Source organism: Acinetobacter sp. yr461 (genome assembly GCF_900110445.1).
In the GTDB taxonomy this organism is placed as follows: Bacteria; Pseudomonadota; Gammaproteobacteria; order Pseudomonadales; family Moraxellaceae; genus Acinetobacter; species Acinetobacter calcoaceticus.
The window spans coordinates 1-20,936 of the sequence record NZ_FODU01000002.1; the positions used below are offsets into that span (position 1 = coordinate 1).

At 38.0% G+C, this 20,936-nt stretch carries 21 protein-coding genes and 4 tRNA genes; 5 read left to right on the plus strand and 20 right to left on the minus strand.

Annotated elements, in window-relative coordinates; translation table 11 throughout:
* Positions 1-237: 237 nt before the first annotated feature.
* The 7 genes from BMW38_RS04440 to BMW38_RS04470 form a co-directional block, all read right to left on the minus strand.
* Positions 238-447, minus strand: coding sequence for a cold-shock protein (locus BMW38_RS04440; RefSeq protein ID WP_003650775.1), 210 nt, complete (start codon positions 445-447; stop codon positions 238-240).
* A 458-nt stretch (positions 448-905) separates the two neighbouring features.
* Positions 906-979, minus strand: a tRNA-Trp gene (locus BMW38_RS04445).
* A 68-nt stretch (positions 980-1,047) separates the two neighbouring features.
* A tRNA-Leu gene (locus BMW38_RS04450) sits at positions 1,048-1,132 on the minus strand.
* Positions 1,133-1,159: 27 nt separating this feature from the next.
* Positions 1,160-1,233 (minus strand) — tRNA-Trp (locus BMW38_RS04455).
* Between the two features lie 53 nt (positions 1,234-1,286).
* Positions 1,287-1,371 (minus strand) — tRNA-Leu (locus BMW38_RS04460).
* 105 nt (positions 1,372-1,476) lie between these two features.
* Positions 1,477-2,280 carry a protein kinase domain-containing protein gene (locus tag BMW38_RS04465; RefSeq protein ID WP_170834033.1) on the minus strand — a complete coding sequence of 268 codons (804 nt, stop codon included), beginning with the start codon at positions 2,278-2,280 and terminating at the stop codon, positions 1,477-1,479.
* On the minus strand, positions 2,267-3,775 hold the full coding sequence (locus tag BMW38_RS04470) for a DUF3336 domain-containing protein (protein WP_092706157.1): 1,509 nt from the start codon (positions 3,773-3,775) through the stop codon (positions 2,267-2,269). Before BMW38_RS04470 ends, BMW38_RS04465 begins: the two co-directional genes overlap by 14 nt.
* A 177-nt stretch (positions 3,776-3,952) precedes the next feature.
* Here BMW38_RS04470 and BMW38_RS04475 point away from each other — a divergent pair, with 177 nt between their 5' ends.
* Complete coding sequence (locus BMW38_RS04475) at positions 3,953-4,834, plus strand: ATP-binding protein (RefSeq protein WP_092706160.1); 882 nt, start codon at positions 3,953-3,955, stop codon at positions 4,832-4,834.
* Positions 4,835-4,944: 110 nt separating this feature from the next.
* Entirely contained in the window at positions 4,945-6,048 is a 1,104-nt protein-coding gene (locus BMW38_RS04480) for a DUF6670 family protein (protein WP_092706162.1), read from the plus strand.
* A 2-nt stretch (positions 6,049-6,050) separates the two neighbouring features.
* Here the strand turns inward: BMW38_RS04480 and tsaD are convergent, their stop codons facing one another.
* Positions 6,051-7,061 (minus strand): tRNA (adenosine(37)-N6)-threonylcarbamoyltransferase complex transferase subunit TsaD, encoded by a 1,011-nt coding sequence (tsaD, locus tag BMW38_RS04485; RefSeq protein ID WP_003650765.1) that lies wholly within the window; start codon positions 7,059-7,061, stop codon positions 6,051-6,053.
* Positions 7,062-7,206: 145 nt separating this feature from the next.
* Here tsaD and rpsU point away from each other — a divergent pair, with 145 nt between their 5' ends.
* Positions 7,207-7,422 carry a 30S ribosomal protein S21 gene (gene rpsU / locus BMW38_RS04490; protein ID WP_001136722.1) on the plus strand — a complete coding sequence of 72 codons (216 nt, stop codon included), beginning with the start codon at positions 7,207-7,209 and terminating at the stop codon, positions 7,420-7,422.
* A gap of 25 nt (positions 7,423-7,447) precedes the next feature.
* A complete protein-coding gene (locus BMW38_RS04495) occupies positions 7,448-7,894 on the plus strand; it encodes a GatB/YqeY domain-containing protein (RefSeq protein ID WP_003650763.1) in 447 nt (148 codons plus the stop codon).
* A 90-nt stretch (positions 7,895-7,984) separates the two neighbouring features.
* Here BMW38_RS04495 and BMW38_RS04500 read toward each other — a convergent pair whose 3' ends face one another.
* From BMW38_RS04500 to BMW38_RS04555, 12 genes are all read right to left on the minus strand, one after another.
* Complete coding sequence (locus BMW38_RS04500) at positions 7,985-9,412, minus strand: M48 family metalloprotease (RefSeq protein ID WP_092706611.1); 1,428 nt, start codon at positions 9,410-9,412, stop codon at positions 7,985-7,987.
* Between the two features lie 142 nt (positions 9,413-9,554).
* Positions 9,555-10,520: a 2-hydroxyacid dehydrogenase gene (locus BMW38_RS04505; RefSeq protein ID WP_092706164.1), complete on the minus strand. Its 966-nt coding sequence runs from the start codon at positions 10,518-10,520 to the stop codon at positions 9,555-9,557.
* Between the two features lie 11 nt (positions 10,521-10,531).
* On the minus strand, positions 10,532-11,179 hold the full coding sequence (locus BMW38_RS04510; protein WP_092706166.1) for a hypothetical protein: 648 nt from the start codon (positions 11,177-11,179) through the stop codon (positions 10,532-10,534).
* A gap of 100 nt (positions 11,180-11,279) precedes the next feature.
* Positions 11,280-13,169 carry a M48 family metalloprotease gene (locus BMW38_RS04515; RefSeq protein WP_092706168.1) on the minus strand — a complete coding sequence of 630 codons (1,890 nt, stop codon included), beginning with the start codon at positions 13,167-13,169 and terminating at the stop codon, positions 11,280-11,282.
* 78 nt (positions 13,170-13,247) lie between these two features.
* The gene (gene purF / locus BMW38_RS04520) at positions 13,248-14,789 is read right to left on the minus strand and encodes an amidophosphoribosyltransferase (protein ID WP_092706170.1); all 1,542 of its coding nucleotides are present in this window, start codon (positions 14,787-14,789) and stop codon (positions 13,248-13,250) included.
* 25 nt (positions 14,790-14,814) lie between these two features.
* Positions 14,815-15,402, minus strand: coding sequence for a CvpA family protein (locus tag BMW38_RS04525; RefSeq protein WP_092706172.1), 588 nt, complete (start codon positions 15,400-15,402; stop codon positions 14,815-14,817).
* Between the two features lie 6 nt (positions 15,403-15,408).
* Positions 15,409-16,413: a quinone-dependent dihydroorotate dehydrogenase gene (locus BMW38_RS04530; protein ID WP_004643444.1), complete on the minus strand. Its 1,005-nt coding sequence runs from the start codon at positions 16,411-16,413 to the stop codon at positions 15,409-15,411.
* A gap of 89 nt (positions 16,414-16,502) precedes the next feature.
* Complete coding sequence (gene gspM / locus BMW38_RS04535; protein ID WP_092706174.1) at positions 16,503-16,982, minus strand: type II secretion system protein GspM; 480 nt, start codon at positions 16,980-16,982, stop codon at positions 16,503-16,505.
* Complete coding sequence (gspL, locus tag BMW38_RS04540; RefSeq protein WP_092706176.1) at positions 16,982-18,121, minus strand: type II secretion system protein GspL; 1,140 nt, start codon at positions 18,119-18,121, stop codon at positions 16,982-16,984. Before gspL ends, gspM begins: the two co-directional genes overlap by 1 nt.
* Before the next feature lie 22 nt (positions 18,122-18,143).
* The gene (locus BMW38_RS04545) at positions 18,144-18,599 is read right to left on the minus strand and encodes a SixA phosphatase family protein (protein ID WP_003650745.1); all 456 of its coding nucleotides are present in this window, start codon (positions 18,597-18,599) and stop codon (positions 18,144-18,146) included.
* Between the two features lie 56 nt (positions 18,600-18,655).
* On the minus strand, positions 18,656-19,729 hold the full coding sequence (locus BMW38_RS04550) for an NAD(P)H-dependent glycerol-3-phosphate dehydrogenase (RefSeq protein WP_004643449.1): 1,074 nt from the start codon (positions 19,727-19,729) through the stop codon (positions 18,656-18,658).
* 34 nt (positions 19,730-19,763) lie between these two features.
* Positions 19,764-20,339 carry a nitroreductase family protein gene (locus BMW38_RS04555; RefSeq protein ID WP_092706178.1) on the minus strand — a complete coding sequence of 192 codons (576 nt, stop codon included), beginning with the start codon at positions 20,337-20,339 and terminating at the stop codon, positions 19,764-19,766.
* 209 nt (positions 20,340-20,548) lie between these two features.
* Between BMW38_RS04555 and BMW38_RS04560 the strand changes: the two genes are divergently transcribed.
* Positions 20,549-20,929 (plus strand): hypothetical protein, encoded by a 381-nt coding sequence (locus BMW38_RS04560; RefSeq protein WP_005046134.1) that lies wholly within the window; start codon positions 20,549-20,551, stop codon positions 20,927-20,929.
* Positions 20,930-20,936: the final 7 nt, after the last annotated feature.

The window sequence follows — 20,936 nt, forward strand, 5'->3', positions numbered from 1 at the left end:
GATAAGAGATAAGAGATAAGAGATAAGAGATAAGAGATAAGAGATAAGAGATAAGAGATAAGAGATAAGAGATAAGAGATAAGAGATAAGAGATATTATTAGACTTACATACTGGATATAAAATAAAAAGCCCTCTTATTAGAGGGCTTTTATAGCACTTAAAAGGACAACAGAATTTCTTTTAAACGACTAAAATAAAAAAAAGCACTAAAAAGTGCTTTTTTTCTTACTGAAATATTATTGTGGAATAATATTTACAGCATTTGGGCCTTTTTGCCCTTGAGTAACAGTAAACGTTACACGTTGACCTTCGTGCAAAGTTTTGAAACCTGAGCCAGAAATTTCTTTGAAGTGAGCAAACACATCTGGACCATTATCTTGTTGAATAAAACCGAAACCTTTAGTTTCGTTAAACCATTTTACTGTACCACTTACTGTATTAGACATGATATATCCTACTGATTTCTAATATTTTAGTATCATTTAATAATGACACTAACATAACTTTGAAAAAAGAATAACAAATTGAGTTAAGATCTTAAAAAACGAAGGATTATGACTAAAACTACGATACTTTAAAGAAGATTTACTAACAAGACTTTTTTCTAGTTAAGAGCATGATACATGAAATAAATTTCTATTCAAGCTTTTTATGAAAAAAAATTTATAAATTATAATAAAAATCAGAAAAACAATAACTTAATAAAGCCACTAAAAATTTAGTATATTCCCTACTTAACCAACACCTTACGTCTAATTAGTTAAAATATCGAGGAACAGAAAGATAACTGTTTATGACTTATCAAGCGGCAGATGAAAATATGAACGAAGACTTGAAATAATTTGAGCTTTAAAAATTCAGGCAATAAAAAAACTCCTAAAAAGGAGCTTCATTTTTAAATCATTGGCAGAGGATCAAGGACTCGAACCTTGACGAACGGTTTTGGAGACCGTCATGCTACCATTACACCAATCCTCTATATTTATGATTAAATAGCTAATGATTTAATCATAAAAAAAGCAAGAACATCGTCTTGCTTCCTTTAATGGTGGGGGCGAAGAGACTCGAACTCTTACACCTTGCGGCGCTGGAACCTAAATCCAGTGCGTCTACCAATTTCGCCACGCCCCCATCTGGGACATTTATTTAAAATAAATGTGGCAGAGGATCAAGGACTCGAACCTTGACGAACGGTTTTGGAGACCGTCATGCTACCATTACACCAATCCTCTTCCAAGATCTAGATGACTTAACATCTAAATCAACTTTAAGATTTAACTTAAAGTGGTGGGGGCGAAGAGACTCGAACTCTTACACCTTGCGGCGCTGGAACCTAAATCCAGTGCGTCTACCAATTTCGCCACGCCCCCGATGGCTGTGTATATTAGCGATAAGATCTAACAGTGACAAGTGTTTTTTTTCTAAAAAAAACTGACCGTGTAAATTGTATACAGATACTAGATCAATGATTTTTATCAGATTGAAACTGCTTTTAAACAATTCAGCGCTTCAAACGCGTTTGCAAACCTATTTTTTTGTTGTTTTTGCAATAAACCTGAAAGTAATGGATAAAAATTCATAAACTGTGTTGGTAATTGAATGGTTAAATTTTGGCAATGCAATACTGCCCAATCATAGTAACTCCCTGCTTCTAAGCGAGTTTGGGTTAACCATTCATACAGAACAATTCCAAGTGCATATAAATCGCTTTGTACACTTTTGCCATGACCTTGATAGAGTTCAGGTGCCATATAACGTGGTGTTGCATCCATCACTGAATCTGAACTCGTCAAAAGTCGGGCTTTCTCAAAATCAATCAAGTAAGGTTTTTGCTGAAACTTTCGAAAGTGTTCTCTTTTAATATCTCCATGAATCCAACCCAATCTATGAAGTTCCGCGAGCTTATCTAGTGCGAACCAAATCGTATGATACACATCAATTAAATTAGTTTGATGAGGCAATGAACCAAACCACAAATCAGTATCAGGTAAAATTAAAACCTGCCCTAAAGAATGGTTTAATTGAGGAATGGTACTAACTTCGATTAATTTATGGGGTAAAAGCCATGTTGGATTCTTATTGTTAATTTCTTCGTAAAACAATTGTTCATGTATGAAGTCTTGCTCACTTTGAACACGCGTTTCAGGTAAATGATATTTTAACCAGTAATTTCTAGCATCTACAGAACATGTCCATAGATGCCGTCCTAAAGCTGAACTTCTGGGCTTTGTAACATATGTTAAGTTTTCTATATGGGAAGCAAACTCATGCTTCAGCATAGTAAGACTCTGGCTGTTGTTGCTTTTCTTCAAAACGCAAAACTTCTAAGCAATGCTGAATCGTCTTGCCAATACGAGCATGGGTCTCAATCGAAGAAATTTTTGGCCAAGTCGCGCGTTCCCCTTCTCGTTGCAAACGTTTAAACAAATGTGGACGTGGATTTTGCAAAGTATAGGTATAGTGACTCAAGCCATATTTAGCAATAATATTAACATCGCCATAATAACGCTGCCCCATTACGCCATATCCATGATCTAGCAATCTCCTAATCGGAGAAATAGAACCAAGTCTTTGACGGGTAAAGTCCATAATTCCCATCGACAGTACTTTGCCTTGACGCCTTAAAATACGTTCTGGCCAGCTTAAAACATCCTTACGAAAACGGTCAGCATCATCTTGCATAAATGGCACAATATGCGGGTTAACCTGACTGGCGATGGTGTAATTTAAATTATATAGACGCGCCATTCTTTCTTGCGGAAAATCATTTCTTACACTGCCATCTACCCATTTTGTATTTGCCATATAAGGGGTATGTTCACCGTCATAACGTTTACTGGTTAAACGCACTGGTGGAAATAACACAGGTACGGCACATGAAGCCAACACAGCACTCCATACCAAAACGTTCGGAGTCATAATGGCATTCATAATTCGCGGGTTTTCTGTTGCATCATAGGGTGCAACCGCAACATTAATATTTAAACCAGATTTTTTGAAAGCTTCCTCAAAGGTAAGATCACCCAGATTTTCAACAAGGAACTTTTTCAAATAGTGCACATCGGCAATTCCACCATTTCCTTTAATGAGTTCACGAAGTTTTCTAAAATGAAAAGCATCACTAAAGAATTGTTCTCCATTTAATAAATTTTGAACATCTTCACTGGCAGAAGTTCCGAGCATGCCTGTCATAATTGCCCCTGCACTTGAGCCAGACAACACTTTAGGCATTAGATCTTGTTCAATTAAAGCTTTACACACCCCAGTGTGAAAAAGCCCCAAAGTCGCTCCACCCGAGAACATAAGGGCCGGTTGTCCATATGCTTTTTCACAATTTTCAAAAAACTCAATTTTTTCTTTGCGTTGGAAAGTAATACATTCACTTGAAGCTATATAGGCCAAGCTTTGGCTAACTTCTTCAATATAATCTTCAATTAGTTTTTTTGTGCCCACATGCGTTGCGGCAAAAAGCATTGGGTGACCAATATTTGCAATATCGTAGGTTAGGCCTTCTTTGAGTAAATAAATGAGGTCTAGCGTTCGATGTTGCTGGCGGTATCTTTTCAGTAAGGTATATCGATAAGAAATGAGTTCTGCATCAAAATAAGGTGAACTATTATCGAATTTCCACTCTTGCACCCCTGTTTCTTCATCTAGTTTTAATGCAAAAGACTTCCACTCTTCATAAGATTCAGCCATGTCTAATTGACGTTGTAATTTTTTGATACGGTAAGCCTGATGCGGATTCATATCACTTCGTATTTTTTCAAACATATTTCGTCCTCATCTTCACAGATGATTTTACTAAATAGACATGACCACACTATGCGCGGTCTGAAGATTTCAATCAATTGCAAAACCGATAAACTGTATAGCAACAACTTTTTTGTCAGCCTGTTAATTTCGGTGTTAGTATCCTAGTAAATTACTGTTTAACATGATTGACTTACCATGGCTACCATTGATTTACCAGACAATTTAGTTCAGACATTATCACTTGTATTAAATCAATTACAGCAGGTCTTACCTGAACCTAAACAAGAAACAGATTTTACTGCACCTGCTTTTAGATGGGAAAATCAGCAACTTAAAGCCATCCATACCCCAAAGAATATTTATTTAGATGACTTAAAAGGCATTCAGCGCCAAAAAGAAAAAATCATTCAAAATACTTTGCAATTTTTAAATGGCTTACCAGCAAATGATGTACTTTTAACGGGCTCACGTGGTACAGGTAAATCATCTATTGTTCGTGCTTTATTGACTGAATATGCCCCTCAAGGGTTACGTTTAATTGAAATTGAACGTGATGACTTGGCAGATTTACCTAAAATTCAAAAACTCATTCAAAATCGATCTGAAAAATACATCGTATATTGCGATGACTTGGCTTTTAATGCTGAAGATGAAAATTATCGTAGTTTAAAAAGTGTATTAGACGGTTCACTACAATCTGGTGCGAGTAATTTTATTATTTATGCGACCAGTAACCGTCGCCATTTGTTACCAGAATTCATGCATGAAAATACACCTGTAACCAAGGTCGATGTTCCTCAATATACTGAACTACACCCTCAAGAAGCGATTGAAGAAAAGATCTCTTTGTCAGATCGTTTTGGTTTGTGGTTATCTTTTTATCCAATGGATCAAAATTTATATTTAGAAATCGTAGAACATTATATCCAAAAGGCAAATATGTCTTTTAATGATGAAGTTCGTGCCGAGAGTTTACGTTGGTGCCAAATGCGTGGTCAACGCTCTGGACGTGCTGCTTACCAGTTCTCAAAGCATTGGATTGGTTTAAATGGGTTAAAACAGTTGTCTAACAATTAAATGACGAATGTCCCGCAAAGCCTTAGCTTTGGCCTGAAAACCGCTTAGATTTGGCAGTTGTTTTTCATAACCTAAAACAAAGATAGTCCTATCCTGATTTAGGTTTATATATGAAAAAACAATTGCCAAAAATTTCTATAGGCAGCAAAGTTCTTGGTCGAAGCTTATTGCTCGCGCAAGGCGCCTTGGATCAAGCAGAAAAATACTCAACTCTTCCTTTTACTCAGTCTCATATCATCCAACCTCGAGTTGACGAAAAATATTATAGCTGGACACATTACGGTATCTTTTTTCCCCTTTTACCAGAACCACATCGTTATCTAAACATTATGATTTTATTAGGCACACCTGGTGCGCTAGCCTTTGATCATGACGACATAATTAATGAAGACCCAAGAAAAACAGCCACGTTCTTTTCAAGTACTGCCGCGGTTGAGCAAGCTTTGCTTAAGGCATATATCATTCCCAAAGAGACACAAATTAATAAAGATGGCAGCTTAATAGAACTAGGCAATGAGATTTCAATTCAAGGAAAATTCCCGCAAGTTCATATCCATGGACATTATGATGGGCTTAATTTCGACTTTGATATTGATGTTACAGCACATGTTTCGTGGTTTATAAAAACACCGATTTATGATCATTTTAGTTTATTAGCAAAGTTTAAAGGCTTTTTAAGTTATCAAGCGGAACGCATTGAAAGTGAAGGACTCTGTACGTATGAATATGCACGAGCAGCTGGTCCACATAGTTTCATAAACAAACTTCTTCCTGACGCTTATAAACTGCCGCTTGATTTTTTTACTTATCAAATTATTAATTTAAACGACACTACTCAACTTCTTCTTACTAAAGCAGATATTGCAGGACAGACGGCAGCTTATACCCTGCATATTAGATATCTTGGGCGACCCGCAGAAATTTATACAGATGTTAGCTTTGACGTTATTTCTCATCAACTCGATGACTACATCTCACCGACTGGGGAAAAGATGCGACTTCCGAAATACTTTTCATGGATTGCCCGAAATGAGAATAAACAAATTATTTTGAATATTCAGGCAGAAATTGACTGCCCATTCCGCTATGGTCATGGGCGTGGTTATGCTAGTGGCTATAAATTTACTGGTAATTACTTCGGCAATGAAGTTCAAGGCCGTGGTTATATCGAATACATTGATGTCGAAAACCAAAATACCTTTCAAGATGAATAGTTTTATTCAGGAATAGTGAGTTCCGTCATTGGCCAACGTGGTGTTGTCGTTACTGCCAAACCATCATGTTGGCCTGCTTTTAAACGTTGATAACCAGCAAAAGCAATCATTGCACCATTATCAGTACATAAGGCAGGTTCAGCATAGTAAACTTGTGCCTTAATTTTACCCAATGAAGTTTCCAACTGTTCACGTAATCGTAAATTTGCGCTTACGCCACCTGCGATAACTAAACGTTTCAGTCCAGTTTGCTTTAGAGCTTTTACTGATTTTTTTACCAAGGTATCTACAATTGCTTCTTGGAATGAAGCTGCAATATCCGCGTCTCGGTTTTCACCATTCAATTTTTTCAATTGCACAGAAACCGCTGTTTTTAAACCACTAAAAGAAAAATCTAAACCTTGGTGAAGCATTGGTCGCGGAAATTCAAATGCTGACGGATTACCACTTAAAGCTAATTTTGCAATATTTGGACCGCCTGGGTATGGCAAGCTCATCATTTTTGCAACTTTATCAAAAGCTTCACCAGCCGCATCATCAATAGACTCACCCAAGAGTTCATATTGACCAATACCGTGAGCTGCCATTAATTGTGTATGTCCACCTGAAACTAATAAGGCAACAAATGGAAATTCGGGTGGTTGACTTGAGAGTAGAGGTGCCAACATGTGCCCCTCCATATGGTGAACGCCAATTGCAGGTTTATTTAAAGAAAAAGCTAAAGTTCTTCCAAATAAAGCTCCTGTCATTAAGGCTCCCATTAAGCCAGGACCACGCGTATAAGCAACTGCATCAATCTCTTGCTTTTTTATTCCGCTTTGTTCAAGCAATTGATTCATTAAAGGAATTAATTTACGAACATGGTCACGAGAAGCAAGTTCAGGTACTACCCCACCATATTCGGCATGAAGTTTAATCTGGCTATAAAGAACCTGTCCCCGCAAGCCGAGTTCGCTATCATAAAGTGCCAACCCTGTTTCATCACAAGAAGTTTCCAAGCCTAAAACAATCATCAAAACTGCCTTTTATATGAGTCAAAATATTGCAATCGCTATTATAGACTTGTGATATGAGTTGTAAATGAGTAAAATACTGACCTTCACTTGTGATCCGGCACAATAGTGTGCTTGATCTTATCCATAATCTAGAGGATTTTACATGCCACAAGTTAAGTTGAAAGAAGGCGAACCAGTTGACGTAGCTATCCGTCGTTTCAAACGTTCATGCGAAAAAGCTGGTGTTTTAGCTGACGTTCGTAAACGCGAATTCTACGAAAAACCAACTCAAGAACGTAAGCGTAAAAAAGCTGCTGCAGTTAAACGCTACCAAAAGAAATTGGCTCGCGAATCTGTACGTACTACTCGCCTTTACTAATTAATTTGTGATTGACTGCTGAATTATGACTACTTTAAAAAACCAAATTACTGATGCATTAAAAACTTCTATGCGTGCCAAAGATATGGCAACAGTGACGGTTTTGCGTAGTCTACAAGCAGCAATTAAGCAAATCGAAGTCGATGAGCGCATAGAGCTTGGCGACGCTCAGGTTCTTGCGGTCATTGAAAAGCAAATTAAACAACGTAAAGAATCGATCAAAGCCTTTGAAGGTGCTGGTCGTGATGATTTAGCTAGTAAAGAACAAGCCGAAGCTGAGATTTTATCTCAGTTTCTACCAGAAGCTATGACTGAGGAAGAGCTTGATTCTCTCATTGAGCAAACGATTTCTGCTCAAGAAGCAACTAGCATGAAAGATATGGGTAAGGTGATGAATTCTCTACGTCCGATCATAGCCGGGCGTGCCGATCCTTCTATCGTTTCAGCAAAAATTAAAGCTAAATTAGCTTAATTTCCTCTCTTAAATTTTATATTCCTTCAAACCAAAATTCCTTTTAGTTTGTGCATATTTGCATATCTGAAAAATTTAAAAGATATATTTTTAGATTTTCATTCGTCGCTCATCTTGCATTTGTTTTAATCTGCTGTCTATTCTAGCCGACATTGCTTGATTGTCTTTTGCCAATCGCTGAGCATGCAACATCGATTTAATTGCATTCTCTTCACTCCCCGACCAATATTCAGCTTCCGCCCGATAGCGCAAAACATTAACTGCTCTCAACTTTCCTGCTTTATCCAAATTCGCAGCTTGCTGTAAAAATTGCCAACCTTGTATATCTCTTGGGTTTTTATTAATAAATCGCTGAACAAGCGTTTGAACTTGTGCAAATTTTCCTTGACGTAATAGCACTTCAGCCAATTTATAGCTAAAAGCTCTATTTTCAGGCATAGTCATCTGTGTAGAAGCAATTGAAGTATAGGCTTGATCCAGCTTGTTTTGCCCTAGATAAATATCTGTCTGCAATAGTGCAACAAGAGGTTTTCCGCTAGATTTGGCTTGATCTAAGGTAGGCTGTGCCTGTGCATAATCACCTTGTTTTACGTAAAAAGCCGCCAAAGCAATAAGACCAGCAATATTTTTTTGAGAGGCCAAACTCTGTAGTTGATTTTCAGTAGCCTGATTTGAAACCACCATTGTGTACCATTTTAAAATTTCAAAATCGGCATCATATATACGATTTTTGACTTTAGGCATCTGGTTCGCACGAAGTCGAGCTTCGCTCATACGCTCAGTTGTCAATGGATGAGTCAGCCAGAAATCTGGTAAAAAACTTACCCGACTCGTCGCACGGTGCATTGTTTCAAAATAGTCTGCCATACTTTGAGGGTTATAACCCGCTGTATACATATATTGCATGCCAATACGGTCTGCTTCACGTTCCTGATTTCGACTATATGTTAATTGTTGATCCATTAGTGCAGCCTGTGTTCCCAACATCACTGCTGCCCCAGCATCTCCACCGCCTTGTGCTGCGATTGCCACACCTGCCAAAAGCCCAGCCAAACTTAATAAAGTTTGCCCCTTAAAGGCTTCCTCCGAACGACTAAAATGTCTTTGAGATACGTGTGCAATTTCATGCGCCATAACCCCAGCAATTTCATCAATATTGCGAGCTGAAGCAATAAGGCCAGTATTAAGCGCGAATAAACCACCCGGAACAGCAAACGCATTAATTTGTGGATCTTTAATTACAACTAGACCAATAGGCTGTCCAAGTTGAGTCTCACTCAAAATACTTGAAAATACTTGGAAAAATTGGTCTTCGAGCCAGATATCTTGGAGAACTGGCATTTGTTTATGAACTTCACGGAATACTTTTTCACCAATAAATTTTTCTTTTTGTTGATCAAGCAAGCCTATCCCACTTCCAATATTTGGAATTTCCACCTGATTCGCAGATGACCGAGGGTCGAAAGACTGTGCATACGCAGCATTTGCTATAAAAGTCGCACTTAAAATAACTGGCAAAAATCTCAAAAGTTTTTCTCTATTAAAATTAAACCATAAAAAAAGCCTACTGATGTAAACCATAAAAAATGATGTTCAATCAATAGACTTTTACTATATCACTCGAAATCGACTAGTTTTGCAATGAAGTGTTATTCATTACTTATATAAAGTTTGGGTTTACCAGATATCTAGGTGTTTTATCCTCTAAAGCCTCAACCAGATTTTTATAGGCAAGATTTGCCATTTTTTTACGGGTTTCAGCAGTAGCTGAACCTACATGAGGTAAAGTGACTACGTTCGGCAATTTAAAAAGTGCTGAATCTTGTAAAGGTTCTTTTTCATACACATCTAAACCAGCAGCAAAGATCTGATTTTGCTGCAAAGCCTCAATCAAAGCTTGCTCATCAACTACCGAACCGCGCGCAATATTAATAAAAATAGCGTGTTTTTGCATAAGCTCAAATTGAGCTTTACCCATTAAAGCTTTCGATTCGTTATTTAAATCAACTGCGGTTACTACAAAATCAGACTGTTGTAGTAATTGATCCAAACCAAGATATTGTGCGTTTAACGGCTCAGCTAATTCAGGCTTTTCACGACGATTATGGTAAACAATATTCATGTTAAATCCATAAAAACCACGTCGAGCAATTGCAGCCCCAATATTGCCAAGTCCAATAATTCCTAGTGTTTTTCCAAAAACATCTAGACCGAATTGCTGAGGCCCTACAGTTCTTTTCCATTCACCTTGCTTTGTCCAATGATCAAGAAAAGGAACTTTTCTAGCAGCGCTTAGTAATAATGTAAAAGCAAGATCAGCTGTTGTTTCTGTTAAAACATGAGGCGTATTTGATAACCAGATTTTTCTTTGATTTAAATAAGCCAGATCATAATTGTCATAACCCACCGTTACAGATGAAATAATTTTTAGTTTTTGGGCTGGTGAAAGGTTATTTTCATTCAGCAACCGTCCTGCACCAATCATCCCGTCAGCATCTACAACGTGTTGTCGTATTTGTTCATTAATATCACCCAGTTTTGGGTTAAGAACTACAACATGATAATTCTGTTGTAATCGAGACAAAATTTCTTCATCAATTTGGCTAAATACTACAACTTTTTTCATGTAAATCCCTGCTACTCGTTGTTATCTTGCATTAATTTCCATAACCTTTTTTTAAGGAGTGGTTTCTCCAACATTTCCTTTAAACTTGCTAAATAAATAATATTTGCGTGTTGAATATAAGAACAATCACCGAGACACAATATCTTTTTCTCTGCTGCGACAGCATCTAAAAAGCCTTGTATATATGAACCAGCGCCCCGTTGATCTTGATAAGTCACTAAAGGGAAAGGCCATTTTAATTCAGCATACTGCCCTATTTTTGCTTTTTGTATGTTGCTCCAAAGATGTTTTTCTTCTTCGCTTAAATTTGTAACATCTAAAAAAATAACACATTTTTCAAGAGAAAAAGCCTGCAACTCAAATGATGCAATCTTAATTATAGGTGCTTGTACTTCATTGTGAGGTGCTATAACGGGCTGAACATCTATTGAAACTGGCGCAACAATTTCAGGTTCAACTTTTGGAATGTCGTTGATTTGTGGCTTTGTAGGCTGCTCAAGAACAACTGGTTCTACAGAAGACAATATAATCGGTTCAGGTTCTTCAACAACATGATCTCGCCAAAGGCTTTGAGCATTATTTTTTTGGCATACCTGTGTCTTAGGAATCCATAAATCAATTCCTAAAGTTGCCAGTATATTTCTTTGCTGCCCAATCATGTTTGAATCAATACCTCTACTCAATCTACATTCTAACGGGCTTCAGTTTTTTTTTCAGTGTTTTATTTCGTTCAGCTGTTTTTATAATCGTAGATGTCTTTTAAATAATCATAACACTATTTCTTTTTTGCATTTGCTCAACAATTTCTTCTGTCTCAAAGCCGAAACGCCAATAAAGCAATTCAAGTACATCCAACTCATCTTGAGTAATGATGCGATCGCTCCACAAACACATTTCCGCAATCGCTAAAATACTAAGACGGTCACGTAACAATAAACCCGCAATATCATTTAAAATTTCAGCAAGATCTAAAGGCTCATCCGAAATTTCATCATAAATATTCATTTCATCAGGATTGAGCAAAGAACGTAAAATACGATCACGGACTTCTAACTGATTTGGGCTGTTAATTTGTTGAACATGAAGTAAAGCATCAACCAAGCGAACAATTTGGGGTTTTACTTCTTCAAATGCCGTTGGTAAATGCAGCGGCATCAAACTCAGTTCATATTTAACCCGTTCTAACAAAAGTGCATCCAGCAACCCAATCTCGCCATCTTCTTGAATAATGAGCGCTAGTTTTGTGAGAAATTGCCGCGCAATACTTGCTGGCATATGTCCAATGTTTTTACAGGCATCATGGAATATCTGAATATGAATACGACCGTCCAAATTCAATAAAGCATCGATAATGGCATGGCTAACTGGCGCATCTTTAGGGATGAATTCTCGATATTGACGAATCATCAAAATAGCCACCATCACCTCACGTGACCCCGTAGCTGTTTGTAGTGCACGCTGAATTAACTCAGGGCGCTTTTTATTTCGACGAACATCACTACTAAGAGGCTTAATCGCATCATTTAATGCAAAACTAATAGGCGACAACCTTAGTAAAGGCAGTGGTTGTGGAGATGACCATGGAATATAAATTTCTTTCTCAGATTCTTCTAAAAAATGAAATAAGCTAAATAACGGACGGTTACGTAGTTTTTTCAAATTTTCTAATTGTAAATCTTGAAGCAAAGTCGGGTTTAATTCATAAATGCGCTCACGAATACTCGGATGAATATTCATCCAGCTTTGAGGGCTAAGTGAGTTAGCAAAACACATATGGGCGATTGATTCGGAATAAGCGCTATGAATTTGTGAACCCGAATGGTGAACATAAATACGCAATAAAGTCTGGGTATTCGCACTATTTTTTAATAATCGTACTGTTTTTTGGTCATTACGAAATGTGCGGCCACTCAGAGTTAAGTATTTAATAAATCGAGTAATCAATACACCAAGGCTACCCGCCAACCAAATTACACCACCCACCGCAACAAAGACGGTTTCAAACTTATGCTTATAACCTGGGCTATAGCGTTTAAAACCCTGTTTCGCTAATTTACTGCCCCACTGACTAAAGGTTGTTAATCCACTATATAGAATCTTTAATTTAGTGTTTTCAACTGCTTCCCCCGATAAAATCTGATTAAACTCATGGCCCAACAAGCCATATAGTTCAAGTTTATCCAGATTCTGCAAGGCTCCCCATGTCAGAATAATCACAATATCTTTAGGGTGAAAACCTGCTGTGAGTGCATTGACCCCGACCTCATCAGGCAAAACATACAAGGTTGGAACTTTTAGTGAGAAATTCTGCGCCAAATTTTCTGTAATTTTTAATGCTGCAAGTTCTTCCGGGGTACTTTCTTCTTTCACCAAACGACGCGCTTTAAGCTGTTTCGCTAAAGAATGTCCACCTTTACGCAGGATATAAAGTTCGGTAACCACAGACCAAACCATAATAAAAAGTAATAGTGCGACAAAATAAGGACTTAAAGTGTGCCACCAAATGGGCTGACTATAATCAAAAAAATGGACAAGCAAACCTAAAATTAAATTTAAAATGAAAATAGTAAGCAACACAGCAACCAAACACATAGTGATGGACCATGCCATATTCTTATTTTCGATTAGATAGTGGCTTACTTCTTTCAATGTAAATAATCCCAATTACATTGTTAGGTTTCATCATAAAAGAAAAAAGCGGGAAACACCCGCTTTTTTCAGCTATTCCTATTCTTCTTTAATGCCTGTTAAATCTACAGAAGCAGCATCAACATTCACATCAATGTAACCATCTTTTTTCTTTTTAGCAGAATCATTACGCTTCTGCTCCAAATTATTTAGATAAGCACCATCAATATCACCTGTTACATAGATTCCATCAAATACAGAGCAATCAAACTCAGTTAGATCAGGCACTTTGCTGGTACGTACAGCATTTTTCAAGTCTTCCAATTCTTGGAAAACCAAACGATCCGCACCAATAATTTCTTGGATCTCTTCTACGCTGCGTTCTGAAGCAATTAGCTCAGTTTTAGCAGGCATATCAATACCGTAAACGTTTGGATACATAACCTGAGGTGCAGCTGATGCAAAGTATACTTTTTTTGCACCAGAATCACGCGCCATCTGGATGATTTCGTTACAGGTAGTACCACGAACAATTGAGTCATCAACCAATAAAACGTTCTTGCCTTTAAATTCCAACTCAACAGGGTTTAATTTCTGACGTACAGATTTTTTACGCTGTTGCTGGCCTGGCATAATGAAGGTACGACCGATATAACGGTTTTTCATAAAACCTTCACGGAACTTCACACCTAGAATATTTGCAAGTTCTAATGCTGAAGTACGGCTCGTATCTGGGATTGGAATAACCACATCAATATCATGGTCTTCACCCCAGTCACGTAAAATTTTATGAGCAAGCTTTTCACCCATTTTTAAACGGGCTTTATAAACTGAAATTCCGTCAATAATGGCATCAGGGCGTGCAAAATAAACATATTCAAAAATACATGGACGGTATTTTGGATTAGCTGCACATTGTCTTGTGAACATTTCACCATCAGCAGTGATAAAAATTGCTTCACCAGGTTCAATGTCACGCTCAATTTTAAAACCAAGCGCTGTAATAGCAACTGACTCAGAAGCGATGATGTATTCCATCTCGCCTTGTTCAGTCATACGTGAACCATAAATGAGTGGGCGGATACCGTTTGGATCGCGGAAACCAACTAAACCATGACCGGTAATCATCGCCACTACGCCATATGCACCTAGACAGCGCTCGTGTACACGAGTAACTGTATGGAAAATATCATCTGGTGTAGGGTTTAAAGTACCGTTCTTCTGCAACTCATGCGCGAATACGTTCAAAAGAACTTCTGAGTCAGAATCAGTATTCATATGACGTAAATCTGTTTTAAACAGGTCATCATGAATGTCTTCAGCATTGGTTAAATTACCATTATGTGCAAGCGTAATACCGTAAGGTGAGTTCACATAAAATGGTTGTGCTTCAGCACTGCTAGCAGAACCAGCAGTTGGGTAACGTACATGGCCAATACCATAATTACCAAGTAATGCTCTCATATGACGAGTATGAAAAACATCACGCACCATACCGTTATCCTTACGAAGGAAAAGACGGCCTTCATGGCAGGTTACTATTCCAGCTGCATCTTGCCCACGATGTTGCAACATCGTTAAAGCATCAAACAACATTTGGTTCACTGGCGATTTACCGGCTATACCAACAACTCCACACATAGCAACCTCGCAGACAAGCTAGGAATTAATAAAAAGGATTCTTTGTCGAATGGTCGGATCGGTTTTCTAAATCTTCCGATTCGTCCATTGGTTTTGAAGGGGTGCTTGATGCACTACCTCCAGATGTTATTTGATGAAATGCCTCACTTGCTGCATCTTTAGACAATTCGGTAGCTAAAGGCGCATAAGGCAGTAAAAATTGTATAAGTTTGGACTGTTTCCAGTGTGGTGAACTTTCAACCCAAGGCCCTACGCCCTGCATTGTAATCAACACAACCAACAAGCCTTTCAAAGAACCAAAAGCACCACCTGCTAAACGATTTAATGGCCCCAATTTCAGACTTTTCAAGAGGCCATTTAAAAATGCAGTGACGATCCATGTTAAAACAATGATCATAAGTGCGATAAATGCGAAAGCTGCAATTTTTTGAACAACCGGATCATGACTTAAACCTGACATGGACGGCGCAAGAAGGACAGCATATTTTGCACCCATAATTAATGCAATGATCCATCCTACCAAGTTCGCAAAGGCTTTGATAAATCCTTGTCGCAAACCGTTTAGCCCCCCAATGAGCAAAAGTATCAGAATAATGATATCAATTGTGTTCATATTCACTTAAGTCATGGCTGCAACACATTGTTTTACTAATATAGGACCGGTATAAATCAATCCGCTATAGATCTGTACTAGTGTTGCTCCAGCTTGCTGTTTGGCTACTGCTTGTTCACCCGACAAAATTCCACCCACGCCAATTAACGGGATTTGTCCTTTTAACGTTTGGGCAAATAAACGTAAGCATTCGGTACTTTTTTCAAAAACAGGCGCACCTGATAAGCCACCCGACTCATTGCCATAAGGAAGATTTTCTACACCCTCTCTAGATAAAGTCGTATTGGTAACAATTAAACCATCAATTTTAAATTGCAATAATTGTGCTGCAATAAACTCGACATCTTCTGCTGTTAAATCAGGCGCAACTTTTAAAACCAAAGGAACATAATGGTTATATTGCTCGGCAAGCTCAAGTTGTCTTTCTTTTAAGGTTTGCAATAATTCAGTTAATGCATCACCACTTTGTAAACTTCTTAAATTCTTAGTATTTGGAGATGAGATATTAACGGTAATATAAGAAGCGTAGTTATAAACTTTCTCAAGGCAAATCAGGTAATCATCAACAGCCTTTTCTACAGGCGTATCTGCATTCTTACCAATATTGATACCTAGAATTCCTTTAAATTTTGAAGCTTTGACATTCTCAACAAGTTTATCAACACCATCATTATTAAAACCCATGCGGTTAATAATGGCTTTCGCTTCAGGAATACGGAACAATCGTGGTTGTGGATTACCCGACTGAGGACGAGGTGTAATTGTTCCAATTTCAATAAAACCGAAACCCAGTCCGGCTAAAGAATCAATATGTGCACCATTCTTATCAAGTCCAGCCGCTAAACCTACCGGATTTGGAAATTCAATTCCCATACACGTTGTTGGTTTTGATTCTACGCTCTGGCGCAGCAGGCCGAACTTATGTGCTTTATCAAGCATAGATAATGTTAATTCATGGGCACGCTCTGGTGCTAAACTAAACAACATCGGGCGAGCAAGTGAATATAACATACCAATCACAGTCTACTGATTTTAGGTAGGCATATTATAGGCACAGGTAGCACAAAACACCATGCTTAAGAACAGCATATTTTAATATGTTATTGAACCGTCGCTGTTAATTTAATCTGTCCATCACTTGAAACCATTTCCATTTTTTCAATACTTAAGCCCATTTGCGCAAGTTGGGTTAAAAAGTTCGCTAAAATTGCATAATTCTGATGAGTAACAATAATTTGTAACTGCTCACCATTTTGTTGAGAAGTGACCGTTAAGCCTTGTTGCTGAGCTACTCGTTGTATTTTTTCAGATTGGCCTAATTCGAGTTCATTCGCTGGTTTCATGGTAACTGCATTACTCTGCATCCAGACCATTAAATCTTTTAAATCATTTAACCGTTGTTGCTGTTGTTCTGCCAAGGAATGCATTTTCCAAAGTGAAGCACCCACAATGGCAACCACAACAAAAATTGTAGTAAAGACCACCATAACCCGCTCACGCACAGTCAAACGGTCTAAATATTGAGTGACCTGTTCAATCCACTGGTCAAAGCGGTTTTGCAATTGAGTTATCATTTTCATTATTGTATTTTCACCACCCCAATTGCCCCACCACCATCGGCTTGAACATTACCTAGCTCCGCTTTGAATCCCTGCTGGTTAAGTTGCTGTGTTAAAGCTTGCAAATCATCTGCCGACTTTGCTTTTAATGCCATAGTTAGTGTTGAAGCATCATAATTTAACTGCTGAGCTAAAATTTGTCTTTGCATTAAAATAGGACCAACACGGCTCAATAAAGAAAGTGCTTGTGTATCGCCTTGTTTACTCATGCGTAAATGACTTTCAAATTGGCTTTTTATATTTTGCTCATTTACCCGACTAGAAGGACCAAACCAATATTTATATTGCTCGACCGTCTGTTCGGCGGTTTGATTAGCCACATTTCTTAATTTGATCCAGCGTAGCAAATCATAGCTAAACTGAACCACAATGATTGCTAAAATAATAACAGCACATGCTTTCCAGTACCCAGAAACAGTGTGCTCTTGCCCTTTGGCTTTCGGTAAAACATTAAAAGGATGCTGTTTAGGTTTATCTAAACCCTGAAATTGATAGATAAATTCAGAATGATGCTCAGCATCCGATGCTGCCACCAAGCTTTCAAGTTGCTCTGTTGTCAAACCACTATATTGATAATGAGCTTCGACTGGTTGAAGCTCTAAAAATAATGCTAAATCATCTAGCGAATTACCCACCCATTTACTTTCACGCACAAGTAATTTCTGGTCAATATTACATAAGACCACTTGCTGCTCTTGAGGTTCCGGTAAAATTAGAAAGTCTGGCAATAAAGCAACGAGTTTAATAGGCAGCAAAGCCATCGCATGCTGCCATGTTTCCACTGTTGTTTTTGCCACTCCCAATACGGTGAGTTGATCAGCATGAAAATGATGAACCACTTTCATATGATCAATAGGCAAAGTTACAAATTCTTCAAGCAAATATTTAACACCATCTGCCCCTAGTTGCTTGTAATGAGACTTTGCCATGTGCTGCTGGAGTATCTGAGCATGGCGACTAGGGAAAAAGATGACAGCTTCTTTTTCTTGATGTAATTGCAGGTCTTGTATTAATTGATCAAGACTTGCTGCCTGCAACCAGTTTTCTCCGTTAGACCAATGCCATACTCCATTGGTTTCAGGCATCCATAAATACAGCATAATGGGCTAAATGACCTTTTAATTATATTGTGGGTATAAAACTATTTTTTTGTGTTGATAAACCAGTTGCAATAACAGCCTGATCATAAATTCGGGCTTCGGCAAGTGCAAATGGATTAAAGTTTTCATGTGTTAGTAGTTCAGCAATATGCCCTACCACGTTCATATGACACACGACGACAATTGACTCATAAGGAACCTGAGACAACCACTCAACTGCTTCTTTGGCATTATCATCTGGTTTAATTTTATCGCATAACAAGACTGGAACATCTTTAAAATAAGCTTGAATATGCGCCAATGTCTCTTGAGCACGCAATAAAGGACTAACTACAAAAATATCAGGCTTAACAATATCTTTTAAAAATGTTGCTGTCTGCTCAGCTTGAGCATGCCCACGAGCGGTAAGTGGACGTTTAGTGTCATTACCATTCACTGGAGGAGCGGCTTCCCCATGACGAACCAATGTCAGTTGCATAAATATTCCTTGTTAATAATTCTTGCATTATAACCGTAATTTATGACATTTCTTCTTCAGACTTCATGATGAGGTAAAACAAACTCAACATCACTACGGTGTCCATTTTTCATAAGAGATAATGCAATATTTAAAGGAGGTGCCCCCTCGAAAATAACCTCATATAAGGCATTGGTAATAGGCATATATACGTCTAGTTCTTCTGCTTTACCACGCACCTGAACAATTGTATTAATTCCTTCAGCGGTTTGCCCCAACTCTTTACTCGCTTGGTCAAGTGTTTTACCTGAACCCAAAGCATAACCAATCTGATAATTACGGCTTAAAGGACTATTACAGGTTGCAAATAAATCACCAACGCCAGATAAACCTAAGAACGTTAGCGGATTTGCCCCTTGTTTGACTGCAAAACGGCTCATTTCAGCCAAAGCACGCGTTAAAATCATACTCTTGGTGTTTTCACCAATCTTGTAAGCAGCACCGATTCCCATTGCAACTGCATAAATATTTTTAAGTGCGCCCCCTAGTTCAACACCATGCACATCATCACTACCGAAAACTCGGAATAAAGCACTATGAAGAGCATGCTGCACAGCATAACGAACTAATTCAGAATCACTGGCAATAACAGTACCAGATGGCATACCTGCCATAATCTCCTTAGCGAGATTTGGTCCAGATAACACACCATAAGGAACTTCTGGCAATTCTTCACGAATAATATCGCTCATGAAGCTAAAAGTTTTAGCCTCGACGCCCTTCGTTAGAGAGACAACCGCTTGTGCCGTAATATAAGGAGCAATTTGTTTTAATACATCACGAAATGAATGACTAGGAATTGCCACCAAAATAATATCTCGATCACACACGGCTTGTTCAAGGTCAGACACAGCACGTAATGATGACTCTAAAACAAAGTCTGGCAAATAACGTTTATTAATATGGGTTTTATTGATTTCTTCTGCTGTTTCGGCATCACGAATCCAGATCATGGTGTCGCAACCATTACGTGCAGCTAAATTGGCCATCGCCGTACCAAAGCTACCTCCACCTAACACAGTAATACGTAATGCTGTTTTTTTATCAACCGCAACAGGTTCCACTAAATCTGTAAACTTAAATTCAGCCATGCTTTATTATCCTATTTCTTACTTTTGAGGCTCGTTAAACCTGCCAAACCTTTACAAATTCTTTACTTTCAATCTCTGCACGCGGTGCAATCGCTTTAGCTGCCGTGCCCACATAAATAATACCTGAAATTAAATCATGTGGTTGCAATCCTAAATGCTGCTTTAACCAATTTGATTCAACAACCGCGCCACTACGCCACATGGTGGAAAAGCCTTGAACTTGTAAAGACAATAAAAGGTTCTGTACGGCAGCCCCTGTACTTAAAATCTGTTCAAAATGCGGAACCTTTGGATGGTCTTGCAATTGCGTAAGCGCTAAAATCAGTAAAGGTGCGCGGAAAGGATGTTGCTTAACCCGCTCAAGTTGCGCTGAATCAGTTTCACCTAAATCAGCCAATGCTTTCGCTAAAACCTCACCAAAAGCAGCACGTTGTTCAGCCTCAATGACGACAAAACGTGTTGGTTTAAGCCTATGATGGTCAGGAGCAGTTAAAGCAGCTTGAAAGGCCAACTCTAGTTGATCTGCATTTGGTGCAGGCTCAATCAATTGACCAATAGATTGACGTTGGTGAATATTCTGATGAATTATCTGTGTTGCTGAATCCGTCATTAATATTGATCTAACTCAAAAAATTCAAAATAGATTAGCATAATCTACAGATAATCCACCATTGTATCTAGAACATAAAAACAACGAGCTCATGCTTTGACATTTTTTTAAGACAAAACATCAAAACTAATACAACGTCTTCAAAGTCAATGAGAAAACTTGTGTTCAAATAGTCAGATCTTTTGACGATTAACGATATTAGGTGAAACATGAAAAAAATAATTTTAGCGAGTGCGTTGAGCAGTGTTGTTTTATTACTAGGAGCTTGTGCTACTACCCCTAAAAACACCTTGGCAGTTCAAAAAGAAAATAATCAATTTGAAGTCACAGGCATTGGTAAAACAAATCTAATTGCAAAAAATAATGCGATTACTGCCGCTCAAAAAACTTGTTCAAAAAATACTACGCCCGTCGTTGTAGATGAAAAAACAACATACAACGGTGTATTAAAAGATGTAGTAAGCGAGAAAACAGGCCAAATGGTTGAAGCAGCAGCTGGTGTGATTGGTACATTAACTGGTAAAAATGCCTCTCTAGCAAAAGATGATGATTATCAAACAACACTTACTTTCTATTGCAAAATTAATTAATCAAAAA